General features: G+C 67.1%; 12 protein-coding genes. 7 read left to right on the forward strand and 5 right to left on the reverse strand.

All coding sequences use genetic code 11. The features are described 5' to 3' along the window. Positions 1–218 precede the first annotated feature (218 nt). Positions 219–3,944: an indolepyruvate ferredoxin oxidoreductase family protein gene (locus tag ACIPRS_RS14905; protein WP_446539088.1), complete on the reverse strand. Its 3,726-nt coding sequence runs from the start codon at positions 3,942–3,944 to the stop codon at positions 219–221. A gap of 155 nt (positions 3,945–4,099) precedes the next feature. Between ACIPRS_RS14905 and ACIPRS_RS14910 the strand changes: the two genes are divergently transcribed. From ACIPRS_RS14910 to ACIPRS_RS14930, 5 genes are all read left to right on the forward strand, one after another. Further along, positions 4,100–4,732 (forward strand): tetratricopeptide repeat protein, encoded by a 633-nt coding sequence (locus ACIPRS_RS14910; RefSeq protein ID WP_337732788.1) that lies wholly within the window; start codon positions 4,100–4,102, stop codon positions 4,730–4,732. A gap of 69 nt (positions 4,733–4,801) precedes the next feature. Then, entirely contained in the window at positions 4,802–6,517 is a 1,716-nt protein-coding gene (gene ggt, locus ACIPRS_RS14915; protein ID WP_446539113.1) for a gamma-glutamyltransferase, read from the forward strand. 181 nt (positions 6,518–6,698) lie between these two features. Then, positions 6,699–7,142: a hypothetical protein gene (locus ACIPRS_RS14920; protein ID WP_446539089.1), complete on the forward strand. Its 444-nt coding sequence runs from the start codon at positions 6,699–6,701 to the stop codon at positions 7,140–7,142. Positions 7,143–7,309: 167 nt separating this feature from the next. Further along, a complete protein-coding gene (locus tag ACIPRS_RS14925) occupies positions 7,310–7,540 on the forward strand; it encodes a DUF1653 domain-containing protein (protein WP_446539090.1) in 231 nt (76 codons plus the stop codon). A gap of 7 nt (positions 7,541–7,547) precedes the next feature. Next, a complete protein-coding gene (locus ACIPRS_RS14930; protein WP_446539091.1) occupies positions 7,548–8,093 on the forward strand; it encodes a DUF1697 domain-containing protein in 546 nt (181 codons plus the stop codon). A gap of 106 nt (positions 8,094–8,199) precedes the next feature. Here ACIPRS_RS14930 and ACIPRS_RS14935 read toward each other — a convergent pair whose 3' ends face one another. The 4 genes from ACIPRS_RS14935 to zwf all read right to left on the reverse strand — a co-directional run bounded on the left by ACIPRS_RS14935 (position 8,200) and on the right by zwf (position 13,222). Then, a complete protein-coding gene (locus ACIPRS_RS14935) occupies positions 8,200–9,924 on the reverse strand; it encodes an ExeM/NucH family extracellular endonuclease (RefSeq protein ID WP_446539092.1) in 1,725 nt (574 codons plus the stop codon). 335 nt (positions 9,925–10,259) lie between these two features. Further along, positions 10,260–10,778 (reverse strand): c-type cytochrome, encoded by a 519-nt coding sequence (locus ACIPRS_RS14940; RefSeq protein WP_192203006.1) that lies wholly within the window; start codon positions 10,776–10,778, stop codon positions 10,260–10,262. A gap of 166 nt (positions 10,779–10,944) precedes the next feature. Continuing rightward, complete coding sequence (pgl, locus tag ACIPRS_RS14945) at positions 10,945–11,658, reverse strand: 6-phosphogluconolactonase (RefSeq protein ID WP_446539093.1); 714 nt, start codon at positions 11,656–11,658, stop codon at positions 10,945–10,947. A gap of 85 nt (positions 11,659–11,743) precedes the next feature. Continuing rightward, a complete protein-coding gene (zwf, locus tag ACIPRS_RS14950) occupies positions 11,744–13,222 on the reverse strand; it encodes a glucose-6-phosphate dehydrogenase (protein WP_446539094.1) in 1,479 nt (492 codons plus the stop codon). A 123-nt stretch (positions 13,223–13,345) separates the two neighbouring features. Between zwf and ACIPRS_RS14955 the strand changes: the two genes are divergently transcribed. Both ACIPRS_RS14955 and ACIPRS_RS14960 read left to right on the forward strand, forming a co-directional pair. Further along, the gene (locus ACIPRS_RS14955) at positions 13,346–14,095 is read left to right on the forward strand and encodes a GntR family transcriptional regulator (protein WP_192203003.1); all 750 of its coding nucleotides are present in this window, start codon (positions 13,346–13,348) and stop codon (positions 14,093–14,095) included. 591 nt (positions 14,096–14,686) lie between these two features. Continuing rightward, the coding region (locus tag ACIPRS_RS14960; protein WP_446539095.1) for an isopeptide-forming domain-containing fimbrial protein at positions 14,687–16,353 on the forward strand (1,667 nt) is incomplete at its 3' end.

Genomic DNA, 16,353 nt, shown 5'->3' on the forward strand with positions numbered 1-16,353 from the left:
CAAACCAAACTGATCTGGTCACGTGTCAGGGAGAGCCTGACGCCTTCTTCTTAGCGAAGGACTGGTAGATAGGACCGGGAAAGCGCGTCCACTTTGTACGCCGCGCTTTCCCGGACAGGGGGCAATTCAATGCCCAATGGGTAAGTCGTTGTTCTCTCTAGCGCTTCTTGTTGCGCCTCAGGTCGACATGCTTTGGGGGCATTTGCTACCAAATGGCGTCAGGCCGCCTGCACGATATGCAGCGCCTTCGGGTTGCGCCAGATGCCGAGCAGCTCGGCCTCGCGCGCCTTGGCGGCGTGCAGGTGCTTTTCCTTGACGTGGCCGTAGCCGCGGATGTGCTCGGGGATGCTGGCGATCTCGACCGCCAGTTCCAGGCGGTCGGCGTCCAATGCCGCCAGCAGGTCGCTGATCGTGTTCTCGTAGTCGGCGATCAGCTGGCGCTCGCCCTTGCGCTCGTCGGTATAACCGAACACGTCGAACGTGCCACCGCGCAGGAAACGCAGCTTCGCCAGCAGGCCGAAGGCCTTGAACATCCACGGGCCGTATTCCTTCTTCATCAGGCGGCCCTGCGCGTCCTTCCTGGCGAACAGCGGCGGCGCGAGGTGGAAGTGCACCTCGTAGTCGCCGTCGAACTGCTGCTGCAGGCGGCGCTGGAAATCGCCGCTGGTGTACAGGCGCGCCACTTCGTACTCGTCCTTGTACGCCATCAGCTTGAAGAAGTAGCGGGCCACGGCCTCGGTCAATGCCGTCGAACCCGGCGCCTTGATGTTCTCGGCCGAGCGCACCTTGGCCACCAGGTCGGTGTAGCGGCGCGCGTACGCGGCATCCTGGTACTCGATGAGGAAGGCCGAGCGCCGTGCGACCAGTTCATCCAGCGAGCGTGACAGGCGCAGGTCGTCCAGTGGCAGGAAGGCGACGTTGTCGCCACCGCCGGCGCCGCTGTCCGGCAAACCGCGCAATTCGCTTTCGTTGCCTGGATTGCGCGGGGCGGCATTCGCGCCCCACTCGGTGCTTTCCCACTCGCCCGGCGGCAGGATCTGCAGCGTGCCCGGCGTGCGCTCGCTCTCGGTCTGCGTGTTGTGGATCAGGCCGGCGGCTTCCTGCACCGCCTGCGGGTTCACTACGGCCAGCCGGCCCCACGCGAAGGCCGTCTTGTTCATCTCGATCGCGGCGCCATTGAGCTCGACGGCGCGCATGATGGCGTCGAACGAGATCGGCACCAGGCCCTGCTGCCAGGCGTAGCCCAGCATGAAGAGGTTGCTGGCGATCGCATCGCCCATCAGCGCGGTCGCCACCTGCGTGGCATCGACCAGCATCGGCTCGCGGCCACCCAGCGCGACCTTCACGCCGGCGATGATGTCGGTGGCGGGGAACTCCATGTCCGGGTGCGTGGTGAACGTGCCGGGCATGGCTTCGTAGGTGTTCAGCACTACCTGCGAGCGCTCGCCACGGACCTTCGACAGCACCCAGTAGTCGTTGACCACCACCATGTCGCAGCCCAGCACCAGGTCGGCTTCGCCGGCGGCGATGCGCACGGCGTGGATGTCCTCCGGCGTGCGCGCAATGCGGATGTGCGTGGTCACCGCGCCGCCTTTCTGCGCCAGGCCGGTCTGGTCGAGCACGCTGGCGCCCTTGCCTTCCAGGTGGCCGGCCATGCCGAGCAGTGCGCCGATGGTCACCACGCCGGTGCCGCCGACGCCGGTGATGAGGATGTTCCAGGGCTGGTCGAGGTCGGACTTGAACGCCGGTGCCGGCAGTGCGGCGAGAAGATCCGCCGCATTGGCCTTCTTGCCCTTGCGGGGCGTGCCGCCGTGCACGGTGACGAAGCTGGGGCAGAAGCCGTCGACGCAGCGGAAGTCCTTGTTGCAGTTCGACTGGTCGATCTCGCGCTTGCGGCCGAACTCGGTTTCCTTCGGCAGCACCGATACGCAGAAGCTCTTCACGCCGCAGTCGCCGCAGCCTTCGCAGACCAGCGTGTTGACCATCGTGCGCTTGGCTGGATCCGGCAGCTTGCCGCGCTTGCGGCGGCGGCGCTTCTCGGTGGCGCAGACCTGATCGTAGATCAGGATGGAGACGCCCTTCACCCCGCGCAGGCGGCGCTGCACGTCGTCCAGTTCCTTGCGGTCGAAGAATTCCACGCCCGAGGGGAACAGCTCGCGCTTGCTCCACTTGCCGATCTCGTCGCTGACCACGACGATCGTGTCCACGCCCTCGGCGCGCATCATGTGCGCGATCTGCGGCACCGACAGCGTGCCGTCCACCGGCTGGCCGCCGGTCATCGCCACCGCGTCGTTGTAGAGGATCTTGTAGGTGATGTTCACCCCGGTGGCCACCGACTGCCGTACCGCCAGCGAGCCGGAGTGGAAGAACGTGCCGTCGCCCAGGTTCTGGAACACGTGCTCGGTCTCGGTGAACGGCGCTTGCCCGGACCACGTCACGCCTTCGCCGCCCATGTGGGTGAAAGTGTCGGTGTTGCGGTCCATCCACGTGACCATGTAGTGGCAGCCGATGCCGCCGAGCGCGCGTGAACCTTCCGGCACCACCGTCGAGGTGTTGTGCGGGCAGCCGGAGCAGTAGTGCGGCACGCGCGGGAAGTTGGCGCGCGGCAGCGCCATCTCGGCTTCCTTCTCCTCCATCCAGCGCAGGCGCTGTTCGATGGATTCCGTGAAAGTGCTTGATGGAAGCGGGAAGCGCAGGATGCGGCGACCGATCACGCCGGCGATGGTGGCCGGGGTCAGTTCGCCGGTGGACGGCAGGATCCACTCGCCGGCCTCGTCGTACTTGCCGACGATGGACGGGCGCGTGCCCGCATTCGCCGGCCAGTTGTAGAAGTACTCCTTCATCTGCCGCTCGATGAAGGCACGCTTCTCCTCCACCACCACGATGTCTTCCAGTCCCTTGGCGAACTCGGTGATGCCCACCGGCTCCAGCGGCCAGGTCATGCCGACCTTGTAGACCCGGATGCCGATGTCGGCGCAGGCCTGCTCGTCCAGGCCCAGGTACTCCAGCGCCTGCAGTACGTCCAGGTAGCTCTTGCCGGTGGTGACAATGCCCAGCCGCGCGCGCGGCGAGTCCAGCACGATCCGGTCCACCTGGTTGGCCCGCGCGAATGCCTGCGCCGCGGCGACTGCGTACTTGTGCAGGCGCATTTCCTGGTCGAGCGGCGGATTCGGCCAGCGGATGTTGAGGCCCCCAGCCGGCATGGCGAAGTCCTCCGGCATCACGATCTGCCGCGCGAACGGATCCACCTGCACCGAGGCCGACGATTCCACCGTCTCGGCGATCGTCTTGAAGCCGATCCAGCGGCCGGTGTAGCGGCTCATCGCCCAGCCCACCAGGCCCAGGTCGAGGATGTCCTGCACGCCGGCGGGATTCAGCACTGGCATCATCGCGCTGACGAATTCGTCTTCCGAGCCGTGCGGCAGCGTCGAGCTGCGGCAGTTGTGGTCGTCGGCCGCCAGCGCCAGCACGCCACCGAACTTCGACGTACCCGCGGCATTGCCGTGCTTGAACACGTCGCCGCAGCGATCCACGCCGGGGCCCTTGCCGTACCACATCGAATACACGCCATCGACCTTGGCGCCCGGGAACAGGTTGGTCTGCTGCGTGCCCCACACCATGGTCGCGCCCAGGTCTTCGTTGAGGCCCGGGATGAACTTCACCGCCGCCGCCTCCAGGTGCTTGCGCGCGCGCCACAGCTCCAGGTCGAAGCCGCCCAGCGGCGAGCCGCGGTAGCCACTGATGAAGCCGGCGGTGTTCAGCCCCGCCGCCTGATCGCGCAGCCGCTGCATCAGCGGCAGGCGCACCAGCGCCTGCACGCCACTCAGGTAGATGCGCCCGTCGGTGCGGGTGTACTTGTGTTCCAGCGTGTAATCGCTGTCGATCACCCCGATCTGCGGCGTGTTGGCGGACGAGGGCGAGGTGAGTTCGGCGGTGCTGGTCATGGCGGGCCCAAAGCGGCTGGCGTGGCCCGAAAACCCCTCGGGCATGAAGGCGCGCATTGTAACAGCGGCTTTTTCTGTGACGCGCGTCACTCCGCCGTTGTGCGTTGCAGCGGTTAGGATGACGGCCGGGGGAACACTGTTGTCTGGGGGATGTCGTGAAATCCGGTAAGTATTTGCTGCTGGCCACCGTGCTGGCATTGAGCGTTTTTTCGGCGCAAGCGCAGAACGTGCCCAAGCCGAAGGAATTCTATTTCGACGAAGACCGCGCGGCGGCGCCCGTGGTGGCGATCACCGGCGTGGAAGGCGACGCGTTGATCGACCAGCTGATGAAGGCGCGCGAACGCGGTCGCAAGACGCTGGAAGCTACCGCGCAGCTGGCGCATGTCGCCAGCGCGGGCGGGCGCGCCGATCTGGGTGCGCAGCTCTACCAGCAGGCCCTGGCTGGCGCACAGTCCGGCAGTCATACGTGGCGGTCCATCCGCTGGAACTATGGCTGGGACCTCTATCGGCAGGGCCAATACCAGGAGGCATTGGACCAGTGGAGCCCGCTGGTGGGCGCCGTGGGCGGGGCCTCGTGGGTGCCGCCCACCTTCGCGCTGGCCCTGTGGAAACTGGGCCGCAAGGACGAAGCCGTGCAGTGGTTCGGGGCTGCCGTGCGGACCGAGCCCACGCAGTGGACCGATGCGCGCAACTTCGCCGCGCAGCTGCCTGACTGGCGGCAGGAAGACCGCGACACGCTGGCCGAAGTGCTGGGGGCGTGGCAGGTCAATCCGCCCACCTGGCCGTAATGCGTAATATCGGCGGCTGAAGGCGCGCGCGGTGCGCGCCATCGCCCGACGATGATGCGTACTCTCCTGATGTCCTGCCTGGCGACGGCGCTTGCCGCCGCCGCCGCGCTGCCCGCTTCCTCCGCCGACCGCATTGCCGGTCGCGCGTTCGCCACGCGTTCGGACGTCATCGCGCCGCATGCGATGGCCGCCACCTCGCATCCGCTGGCCACGCAGATCGCACTGGATGTGATGAAGCGGGGCGGCACGGCGATGGACGCCGCCATCGCCGCCAACGCTGCGCTCGGCCTGATGGAGCCCACCGGCAATGGCATCGGCGGCGACCTGTTCGCCATCGTCTGGGATCCGAAGACGAAGAAGCTGCACGGTTACAACGGCTCGGGACGTTCGCCGAAGTCGCTGACGCTGGACTACTTCAAGCAACAGGGCATCACCGACATCCCGCCGCATGGACCGTTGCCGGTCAGCGTGCCGGGCACCGTGGATGCCTGGTTCGCGCTGCACGGGCGCTTCGGCAAGCTGCCGGTGAAGGAGCTGCTCGCGCCCACCATCCGCTATGCGCGCGAAGGCCACCCGGTGCACCAGACGATCGCCTACTACTGGGAGCGCTCGGTGCCGAGGCTGTCGAAGTTCCCCGGGTTCACCGAGCAGCTCACCATCGGCGGGCGAGCACCGCGCACCGGCGAGATGTGGAAGAACCCCTACCTGGCCGACACGCTGCAGAAGATCGCCGACGGTGGCCGCGATGCGTTCTACAAGGGCGACATCGCCCGCACCATCGATGCGTACTTCAAGGCCAACGGCGGTTTCCTGTCGTACGAGGACATGGCGACGCACACGGGCGAGTGGGTCGAACCCGTCAGCACCAACTACCGCGGCTACGACGTCTGGGAGCTGCCGCCGAACGGACAGGGCATCGCCGCCCTGCAGATGCTCAACGTGCTGGAAGGCTACGACTTCAGCAGGATTCCCTTCGGCAGCCCCGAGCACGTCCACCTGCTGGTGGAAGCCAAGAAGCTGGCCTTCGCCGACCGCGCGCGCTGGTATGCCGATCCTGCCTTCCAGCCCGCACCGGTCGCGCGCCTGATTTCCAAGCCGTATGCACGCGAGCGCGCGAAACTGATCTCGCCCGAAAAGGCGCTGCGCGAAGTGCAGCCCGGCACGCCGAAGGAACTCGACGAAGGCGACACCATCTACATGACCGTCGCCGATAAGGACGGGATGATGGTCTCGCTGATCCAGTCCAATTACCGCGGCATGGGCAGCGGCATGACGCCGACCGGCCTGGGTTTCATCCTGCAGGACCGTGGCGAGATGTTCGTGCTGCAGGGCTGTGAAGGCGCCGCCCCGCATCCCAACTGCTACGCGCCGGGCAAGCGCCCTTTCCACACCATCATCCCCGCCTTCATCACCAAGGACGGGCAGCCGTGGGTCAGCTTCGGCGTGATGGGCGGCGCGATGCAGCCGCAGGGCCATGTGCAGGTGGTGATGAACCTGGTCGACTTCGGCATGACCCTGCAGGAAGCCGGCGACGCCCCGCGCGTGCAGCACGACGGTTCCACCGAACCCGTCGGCAGCGCCACCGCGATGAGCGACGGTGGCGTGGTGCAGCTGGAATCCGGCTTCCCCTACGAAACCGTGCGCGCGCTGATGGACAAGGGCCACCACGTCGAATGGGCCCTCGGCCCGTATGGCGGCTACCAGGCGATCAAGCGCGACCCGGAGACCGGCGTTTACTACGGCGCCAGCGAGAGCCGCAAGGACGGGCAGGCGGCGGGGTACTGAGGGGTTCGTGCAACTGTTCTCATGGTCCTCATGGGAGGGATGGACGGAGTGAACCCCAACATCGCGGCAGCGAGAGGTCTTCGTGTTGGGGTTCGCAAGCTCACCCCAACCTATGGAACTTCAGTCCGCCACAGTCTCGGCCTGCTTGGCATCAGGCTTCATTACAGGGAGTGGACGTTTGATGCGGACTACATTGATCGCGTTGGCGTTGTCAGCGCTGGGGGTGTCTCCGGCACTCGGAAGCGAGCCCATCCCCGAGCGTTGGAACAGGATGTGGAATACACAGGACTTACTCTCCGAGACGCCCGAGGGCGTGGTCTACCAAAGACAAATGCTTGTTTTGCACAACCGCTTCTGGCGCGACGTGTACAAGAAGTGCGCAGGCGTTGCCTGGAGCGCGGGGATCAAGCAGTTCAGGGCAGTAGCCGTCGTCGACGCGGGGGGTACGATCACTGAATTTGCGATCTTTCCGGAGCGCGAGGCGCTCGGCTGTTTCAGCAAGGAAATAGTCGGCAAGACGTACCCATCACCTCCGGCAGTGCCGTATTACGCAGGATTCGTTGTCAAGCTGAGCAAACCGGATCGGAGCATGAGAAAGCAATCGCAACAGGTTGGCACGGAGTAGTCGCGTGGCACGCAGGATGTGTTGAGCGAAGCGATACCCGTCATCTCCATCTCGACCGGTGGAAAATGGATATCGCCTGTGGCTCACCCCGCCTGCGCACGTGTTCGTAGACAATGATCGGCCTAGTGGCTCAGCGCCCACCCTACGCATTTACGAGATCGCCCCCAATGGCTGCACTGCCCACACTCCCTGAACTCACTCCCGGCCTCTACCGCCACTACAAGGGCAATGACTACGAGGTCGTCGCGGTGGCGCGGCACAGCGAGACGCTGGAGCCGGTGGTGGTGTATCGCGCGCTGTACGGCGAAGGCGGGTTGTGGGTGCGGCCTCATGCGATGTTCTGCGAAGAGCTCGTAGTGGACGGACGCAGCGTGCGGCGCTTCGCACCGATCGGATGAGGCGCGCATGACGACCTACATCGCCCTGCTCCGCGGCATCAACGTGGGCAAGGCCAAGCGCATCGCCATGATGGACCTGCGCGCCTTGCTGGACGGGCTGGGCCATACCGGTGTTGCCACGCTGCTCAACAGCGGCAACGTGGTGTTCCAGTCCCGCCAGAAGACGCCCACGAAGCTTGCCGTGGAGATCTCCGCCGCCATCGCCGCAGAACTCAAGATCGACGTACCCGTCATCGTTAAGTCGGCGAACGAGCTGATCACGATCCTCGCCGAGAACACGCTGGCCGAGGCGGCGGATGATCCCTCACGCCTGCTGGTCGCGTTCGTGCAGGACGCCGGCGTCCTGCCTGCGTTGTCCGCCATCGCACCGCTGGTGGTGCCGCCGGAGCAGTTCCGGGTCGGACGGGAGGCGGCCTATCTGCACTGCGCCGGCGGCATCCTGGAAAGCAGGGCGGCGGAGGCGTTGCTCGGCAAGGCGGGCAAGGCCGCCACCACCCGCAACTGGGCCACCGTGCTGAAACTGCAGGCGCTGGTGGAGAAGCTCGGAAGCTGACGCCTCCCGTCCTGTGGGAGCGACGTTAGTCGCGATGATCTACCGCAGAGGTGTACATCGCGACTGACGTCGCTCTCACAGGCGAGTCAGCCGGCTTCCGTCCTGCCTAAAGATCGAACCCCAGCAGCAGCGGGTCATGGTCGGAGCTGCGGAACGGCACACTGGCGTCGCCGTCGACGTAGCCCTGCGCGTCCTGCTCGTCGGCGTTGATGTGCCATTCGGCTGCGCCGCGCAGCTGCTTCGCCAGCGAGGGGCTGAGCAGTGCGTGGTCGAGGCGGCCGGTCAGGCCGTTGTAGACGTAGCTGTAGGGCTGTTCGACGCTCGCCTGCTTGAACGCATCCACCCAGCCGGCGTCATCACGCAGCCAGCGCACCGGTGCTTCCATCGCGTAGGCGTTGAAGTCGCCGAGCATGACGATGCGGTCGCTGCGCGTGCGGGTGGGGTCGGTCTTCAGCCACGCGTCGAGGCGTTGCGCCGAATCCAGGCGCAGCGCATTCCAGCAGCCGGCGCCGTCCTTCTGGTCGGTGTCCGGGCCGATGGCTTCCGAGCAGCCCTTGGACTTCAGGTGGTTGGCGACCACGACGAAGGGCTTGCCGGTGCCGCGCACGAAGGCCTGCGCCAGCGGGCTGCGGCTGCGTTCGCCGAAAGGACCTTCCAGCAGCGTGGCGGGTTTGCCGGTGGGCTTAACCTTGTCGCTGCGGTAGATGATGCCGACGCGGATGGTGTCCGGACCCGGACCCTGCTTCGCATCGATGAAGCGCCACGTGCCACCGCCGGTGTTCAGTGCGGCGACCAGCTGTGCGAGGCTGGAGTCGGCGCCGTAGCCGTCGTTCTCCAGTTCCATCAATGCGGCGATGTCGGGGTCGAGGCCGCGGATGGTGGCGACCAGCTTCGACATCTGCGCCTTCAGCTGCTCCGATGTCTTCGCGCCGCGCTCGGTGGGGAAGCCACCGCCGTTGCCGTCGCCGTTGAAGAGGTTTTCCAGGTTGAACGCGGCCACGCGCACGTTGCCTGCCACCTGCGGCGCAGCCGGGCGTTGCGGCGCGGCGATCGTCGGCGTGGTGGTGAGTTGCAGGCGCCAGCTGCCCAGGCGCTGTTCGACGATGCCCTGCACGCCGGTCAGCACGGTGCCGGTGCGCAGCGGCTGACCATGCTTGACGTACCAGACGGCGACGGGGTCGCGCGCGGCGCTGCCGTCGTCCAATACCAGGGTGCGGCGTGCATTGTCGGCGGCGAGGCGCTTGGCTTCCGGGCTGCCGGGCGCGGCGCGCTCGCTCGGTTGCCACAGGCGGCCATCGAAACTGGTGATCAGTTCGCCGAAACGTTCGAGCGTATGCGTGCCACTGAGCGTGAGTGGCGCGTCGATGCGCACGAGCATGCTCTCCAGCGCTTCCCAGTCGGCGGGCTGCGCACTGAGCACGGTCGGTGCGACGCTGCCCTTGCCGCGCGGCTGGATGACCGGTGCATGCAGCGCGGTCTGCGTGGCGTCGCCGCCGGCCTTGCGTTCGCCGACGATGCCGCTTACGCGGACACGGTCGCCAGCACTGAGCGACGGCGGTGGCACGCCTTCATCGAGCGCGACGAACAGCGCATCGGAGGTCTTCGGATTGCCGTCACCGGCGTCCTGCAGGAAGAAGCCGCCGAGGCCCTCGAGGAACGCGCCGCTGACGACGCCTTCGACAGTGACGGTCTGGCCATCGAGCCCGCTGCGCGCGCTTTCACCCTGCACCTGGCCGATGGGCATGACGCGCTCCTTCGGTGTGGCCGCGCAGGCCGGCAGGGCGAGGGTGGCGAGCAGGGCGAGGGTGAGCAGCGAGCGGGGGGACGTCATCGGGGGCGACCACTGAAGCGAGGCGGCAAGGGTAAACGGAATGGGTGACGGGCAGGTTTTCCCTCTCCTCCGCTCGTGGGAAGAGAGGGCGCGGAAAGCCTGCCCCGGACCTGATCCGGGGTGGGCGAGGGGCGCTGGTGCCGTGGAGCGTGCGTTACCCCCGTGCGTCGAGCGGTCGGGGTGACGCCGGACAGCAGGAAATGGACCTCGCTCGCCCCTCATCCGCTTTCGGCACCTTCTCCCCGCAAACGGGGAGAAGGAATGTCCCCTACGGTTCTTGTCGTCCCAAACAAAAACGCCGCCCGGAGGCGGCGTTTCGTGGAAGGCGCGGGGCCTTACTTGCTGTTGGCCAGCATCCAGTCGACCGTGGCGTGCACCTGCTCGTCGGTCAGGGCCGGGTTGCCGCCCTTGGGGGGCATGATGCCGCCGTCCGGACCGGTGAAGCCCTCGATGGCGTGCTTGTACAGCGTATCCACGCCCTTGGCGGCGCGCGCGCCCATGCCGGCGGCGGTCAGCATGGGAGCCTTGCCCACGCCGTTGGTGTGGCAGGCGCCGCAGAGGTTCTTGTAGATCTCGCCGCCATCGAGCGTGCCGCCATAGGCGACCTGCGAAGCGGCGGCGGCCTGGGCGGCGGCTGCAGCGGCAGCCTGGGCGGCGGCACCGGTTTCACCGGCATAGACGGCGCCGGCCGGGGCGATGCGCGCCTCGGTGATCTGCACGGCCTTGGGGTTCACTTCCGGCGGCAGCGTGTCGTGCAGGAAGTACGCGCCGACGATCAGACCGCCGGTGACCAGCACCAGGAAGCCGATCACCATCGAGAAATGCTTGAGGAATTCGAGGTCGTAGTTACGCACTTTCCACCTTTGGCAGCACGGCCTCAAGGCCGCGCATGGCTACGAAAACGGGGGCCGACGGAGTGCGCGATGCGCGATCCAGGCGGGACCGGGCGCCGGAGCGCCGCGGGCAGGGGGGCATTATAAGCAGTGCGGCCCGCTTTGCCTCAACACCGGCACGTGCCGATCACTGCGCCAGATAGACCTGCAGTGGCGCGCGCAGGGCCTGCATCAGCGTGCGGATCGGGTAGCCGGCGCCCGCGCCCTGGCCTGACAGGGCCTGCTGGAGCACCTGGCGCTTCTCGCCGCCTTCGATGTGCAGATACAGATGGCCGGCATCGCGCAGCACGGGAAGCGTCAGGGTGATGCGGGGCTCCCCGGCACCGGGCGCGCGCATCGGCAGTACGGTGGTCGTGGTGGCGGGGTCAGTGGCCTGGGCGAGCAGGTCGCCACCGGGGAAGAACGATGCCGTGTGCCCATCGCCGCCCATGCCGAGCACGGCCACGTCCAGCGGTGTCGGCAGCGTGGCGGCAATGGCCGGGAGCGCTTCCTCGGGCGTGGCGGTGGGCCGGTGCAGCGGAAGGAAGCGGGCACCGGCAGCTGCGTTCTGCAGCAGGTGTTCCTTCACCAGTCGGGCATTGGAGCGGTCGTTGTCGTCGGGCACCCAGCGTTCGTCCACGAGGGTGACGGTGACGTTCGCCCAGTCCAGCGGTTGTCGGGACAGCGCCTGCAGGAAGCGGCGCGGGGTGGTGCCACCGGACAGGGCGACGCTGGCGGTGCCCCGCTGCGCCAGCGCAGCGCGCAGGTCGTCGGCAACGGACAGTGCGAGGGCATCGGCGACTGCTTCGCCGTCGGGGAAGGGGTGCAGCTGGACCTGCAGCGAGAGATCGGTGGGGGGCATGGCGCGACTCGGGAGTGGGGGCTTCCCGGGGGAAGGCAGGCCGGCAGGTGGCCGGGGGGAGGCCCCGCGCAGGCGGGGCCGGGCGTCAGACGGTGTCTTCGTGCCAGGTGCGGCCGTCGCGTTCGACCAGGGCCACGGCGGCGCTGGGGCCCCACGAGCCGGCGGTGTAGGGCTTGGGGGCTTCGCGCAGGTTTTCCCACGCGGCCAGGATCGGGTCGACCCACTTCCAGGCGGCTTCCACTTCGTCGCGGCGCATGAAGAGCGTCTGGTTGCCGCGCACCACGTCCATCAGCAGGCGCTCGTAGGCTTCCGGCTGATGCACGCCGAAGGCTTCGGCGAAGCTCATGTCCAGCGGCACGTGCTGCAGCCGCAGGCCACCGGGGCCCGGGTCCTTGATCATCAGCCACAGCTTGACGCCTTCGTCCGGCTGCAGGCGCAGCACCAGCTTGTTGCCCATCACCGGGCCGGCGCTGTCGTCGAAGATGGAATGCGGCACGTGCTTGAAGGCGATGACGATCTCGGACACGCGCTCGGACAGCCGCTTGCCGGTGCGCAGGTAGAACGGCACGCCGGCCCAGCGCCAGTTGTCCACTTCGGCCTTGATGGCCACGAAGGTCTCGGTGCGCGAATCGTCGCGGCCCAGTTCGTCCAGGTAGCCGGGCACGGCCGCGCCATTGCTGGCGCCGGCGCGGTACTGGCCACGCACGGTCAGCTGGCCGGCGTCCTCGGCGGTGATCGGGCGCAGCGAACGCAGCACCTTCAGTTTCTCGTCGCGCACGGCGTCGGCCTGCAGCGCGGCGGGTGGTTCCATGGCCACCATGCACAGCAGTTGCAGCAGGTGGTTCTGCACCATGTCGCGCAGCGCGCCGGAGGTGTCGTAGTAGCCGGCCCGCTTCTCCAGGCCGACAGTCTCGGCCACGGTGATCTGCACGTGGTCGATGCGGCTGGCATTCCACAGCGGTTCGAACAGGATGTTGGCGAAGCGCAGCGCCAGCAGGTTCTGGACGGTTTCCTTGCCCAGGTAATGGTCGATGCGGAAGATCTGGCTTTCCGCGAACGCGCTGCCGACGGCGTCGTTGATGATTGCGGCACTGGCCGAGTCATGGCCGATCGGCTTCTCGATCACCACGCGGGCGTTGCCGGTGTTCAGGCCATGCGTGCGCAGGCGGTCGCAGATGTTCACGAACAGCGTGGGGCTGGTGGACAGGTAGAACACGCGGATGCGGTCGCCGGTGGTCTGCAGGCGGGCGGCGAAGTCATCCCAGCCCTCGTCCTTGGTGGCATCCAGGGCCAGATAGCCCAGCTTCTCGAGGAACGCCGGCAGCTTGGACTTCAGCGATTCGTCGTTGCCGCAGGCGCGGGCCAGTGCGTCACCGACCTTCGCCCGATACTCGGCATCGCCCTGCTTGTCGCGGGCCACGCCGATGATGCGGCTGTCTTCCGGGATCTGGCCGTCGGCATAGCGCCGCAGCAGGCCCGGCAGCAGCTTGCGCAGCGCCAGGTCGCCGGTGCCGCCGAAGATGACGAGATCGAAGGTATCGACGGGCAGGGTCTTCGCGGTCACGGGCGTCTCGGTGAAGCGGGAATGAGCGGCAACAATACCACCGGGGTACCACGGCGCGCCAACAGGTCCGGCCCTGTAACGCAATTGTTGCAGCATTGGTACTCCACTGGTATCTTGATTCGTATGCAAAAGAACCTGCTCGAGGAATACCAGCGATTGCAGACCGGCGAGTCCACGCGTGCGGTGGCCTATCTGCGCTTGCGTCGCGCGCTGCAGAACCTGATGGATGCCGGCGTGCTGCGGCCCGGGCAGGCCCTGCCGAGCGAACGGGACCTGGCCCAACTGCTGGACCTGTCGCGGGTGACCATCCGCAAGGCGCTGGCGGGTCTGATCGAAAGTGGTCTGCTGGTGCAGCGGCAGGGAGCGGGCACTTTCGTGGCCGAGCGCATCCTGCGCCAGTTCTCCCGCCTGACCAGCTTCACCGACGACCTGCGCGAGCGCGGGCTCAACCCGCAAGTGAAGTTCCTCGAGCGCTCGGTGGGCGAGGTGACCCCGGAAGAATCCATGGCCCTGAACCTGTCACCGGGCAGCGGCGTGGTACGCATGTACCGCCTGCGCCACGTGGACGGGGCGCCGATCGCCATCGAACGGACCCTGGTGCCGTACCTCCTGCTGCCGGACCCGGACAGCGTGACCACATCCTTGTATGAGGCACTGGATGCCTATGGCCATCGGCCGCGGCGCGCCCTCCAGCGCCTGCGCGCCGTCGCCCTGGACGAAGAGGCGGCCCGGCACCTCGAACTGCCGGTCGGGGCGCCGGGCTTGCTGGTCGAGCGCCGCGCCTTCCTTGAGGATGGTCGGGTCGTCGAATCCACCCGGTCCTTCTACCGTGGCGACGCTTACGACTTCGTCGCCGAACTCCAGAGCGACTGACCCGCCCCGGCCCGTTTGACCGGCCGGACTGCAAGGTCCGCTTTTCCCCATCGCGTCCCCGCATCCCTTTGCCTGCAGGCCGTCAGTGTCTGCGGGCACGCGCTGCGTGGTCCTTTCCCGGCCGCCGCCTGTCTGTCGGCGGGGGCCATTGGTCGGTCATGCCGGTTTTCGGGCGCTTGGCACATCTCGTTATGTGATGAAGTTCACACGTTTACCTATTGACGCCAACTTGTTGACGTTAAGAAATGGTGAATGTGTAATGTATGTCTCATTTGGTTGTGACAAATGTCCTCTTTCGGGGATGCAATGCGATTTGTGACGTAATCCCGCTCCGACAGGGCTGTCCTGGCCCAGGTCGAGGGGAGTTGCGACTTTCAAGACAGCCTTGGGGGAGGCAGTCCCTGGCTGGCTTTTCTCCCGATCCAGCGTAAGGGACCACCCGTGTACGTCTCGACTCAATTCCGCCATATGGCCCAGAAGAGCCGCTCCCTCCTCGTTCTGGGGGTGCTGGCCATGTGTGGCGCGCTCACGGCACCGGTGCTTGCCCAAACGCAGGTCGCCAACACGGCGACAGTCGCTCCTCCTTCTGGCGTGACGGATCCCACACCGGGCAACAACACGTCAACGGCGACGGTCAACGTACTGGCGCTGCCCCGCCTCACGCTGGTCAAGAACGTCCTCAACAACGATGGCGGTACCGCCGTAGCCACTGCCTGGACCCTGACGGCAACGGGATCCGCCCAGACAGTGAGCGGAACCAGCGGCAGCGCTGCGGTCACCAATGTCGCGGTGCCGGTCGGTACCTATGCATTGAGCGAAGCGGGTGGCCCCGCTGGCTACACCGCCGGGACCTACAGCTGCGTCGTCAACGGTGGGACGGCCATCGTTTCCGATTCGATCGCCCTGGCTGGCGGGGATATCGCGACCTGCACGATCACCAACGACGACCAGGCGGCAACACTGACGCTGGTCAAGACGGTGGTCAACGACAATGGCGGCACGGCGACGGTCAGCGACTTCCCGCTGACAGCAACCGGGCCCACCACGATTACGGGCATCAGCGGCACGGCTGCGGTGACCAACGCCCCGGTGAATGCCGGCGTTTACACACTGTCCGAACCGGTGGTCGCGGGCTACACGGCAGGCGCGTGGAGCTGTACCGCTGGCGCCTTGTCGGGCAATCAGCTGACCTTGGCCAATGGGGATTCCGCGACGTGCAGCATCGTCAACGATGACCAGGCGGCGACGTTGACGCTGGTCAAGACGGTGAGCGGTGGTTCTGCGGTCGCGACCGACTGGACGCTTTCCGCTGCAGGCCCCACGCCGGTCAGCGGGGCGGGAGGCGTAAGTGCTGCTCCGGTGGGCGCGGGCGTCTACACGTTGTCCGAAACCGGTGGAGTAAGCAATGTCACCTATACGGCCAGCGCCTGGAGTTGCACTGGCGGCGCGCTGTCGGGCGATCAGCTGACCCTGGCGAACGGTGAGAGTGCCACCTGCTCGATCACTAATACCTATGTGTCGCCTGCGGTGACCTACGCCAAGACGGCGATCCCGACCGGCCCGGTGGCGGTGGGTGACACGATCACCTACACGCTGACGGCGACGGTGAGCAGCTCGCAGCTGACCAGCGCGCTGGTGCTGACCGACACGCTGGGCACGGGCCTGACCTTCGGGTCGGTGACCAATGCCGGCGCGTACACGGCGAACACGGCGGGTGCGCCGGTGCTGACGTTCACGCTGCCTGCGGGCACGGTGCCGGGCACCTACACGGTGAGCTACACGGCGACGGTGAATGCCGCGGCCACGGGCACGGTGAACAACGCGGTGGTGGGCGACCAGGGCACCTGCTCGGCCGACTGCGACGTGGAGGTGCCGGTGACGGCGCCTGCGGTGACCTACGCCAAGACGGCGATCCCGACCGGCCCGGTGGCGGTGGGTGACACGATCACCTACACGCTGACGGCGACGGTGAGCAGCTCGCAGCTGACCAGCGCGCTGGTGCTGACCGACACGCTGGGCACGGGCCTGACCTTCGGGTCGGTGACCAATGCCGGCGCGTACACGGCGAACACGGCGGGTGCGCCGGTGCTGACGTTCACGCTGCCTGCGGGCACGGTGCCGGGCACCTACACGGTGAGCTACACGGCGACGGTGAATGCCGCGGCCACGGGCACGGTGAACAACGCGGTGGTGGGCGACCAGGGCACCTGCTCGGCCGACTGCGACGTGGAGGTGCCGGTGACGGCGCCTGCGGTGAC

Source organism: Pseudoxanthomonas sp. LARHCG66 (genome assembly GCF_052871755.1).

Bases quoted from the DNA above. Each gene is read 5' to 3' on its own strand.
- ACIPRS_RS14905 (WP_446539088.1), bottom strand. From the start codon at position 3,944: ATGACCAGCACCGCCGAACTCACCTCGCCCTCGTCCGCCAACACGCCG.
- ggt (WP_446539113.1), top strand. From the start codon at position 4,802: ATGTCCTGCCTGGCGACGGCGCTTGCCGCCGCCGCCGCGCTGCCCGCT.
- ACIPRS_RS14920 (WP_446539089.1), top strand. From the start codon at position 6,699: ATGCGGACTACATTGATCGCGTTGGCGTTGTCAGCGCTGGGGGTGTCT.
- ACIPRS_RS14925 (WP_446539090.1), top strand. From the start codon at position 7,310: ATGGCTGCACTGCCCACACTCCCTGAACTCACTCCCGGCCTCTACCGC.
- ACIPRS_RS14930 (WP_446539091.1), top strand. From the start codon at position 7,548: ATGACGACCTACATCGCCCTGCTCCGCGGCATCAACGTGGGCAAGGCC.
- ACIPRS_RS14935 (WP_446539092.1), bottom strand. From the start codon at position 9,924: ATGACGTCCCCCCGCTCGCTGCTCACCCTCGCCCTGCTCGCCACCCTC.
- pgl (WP_446539093.1), bottom strand. From the start codon at position 11,658: ATGCCCCCCACCGATCTCTCGCTGCAGGTCCAGCTGCACCCCTTCCCC.
- ACIPRS_RS14955 (WP_192203003.1), top strand. From the start codon at position 13,346: ATGCAAAAGAACCTGCTCGAGGAATACCAGCGATTGCAGACCGGCGAG.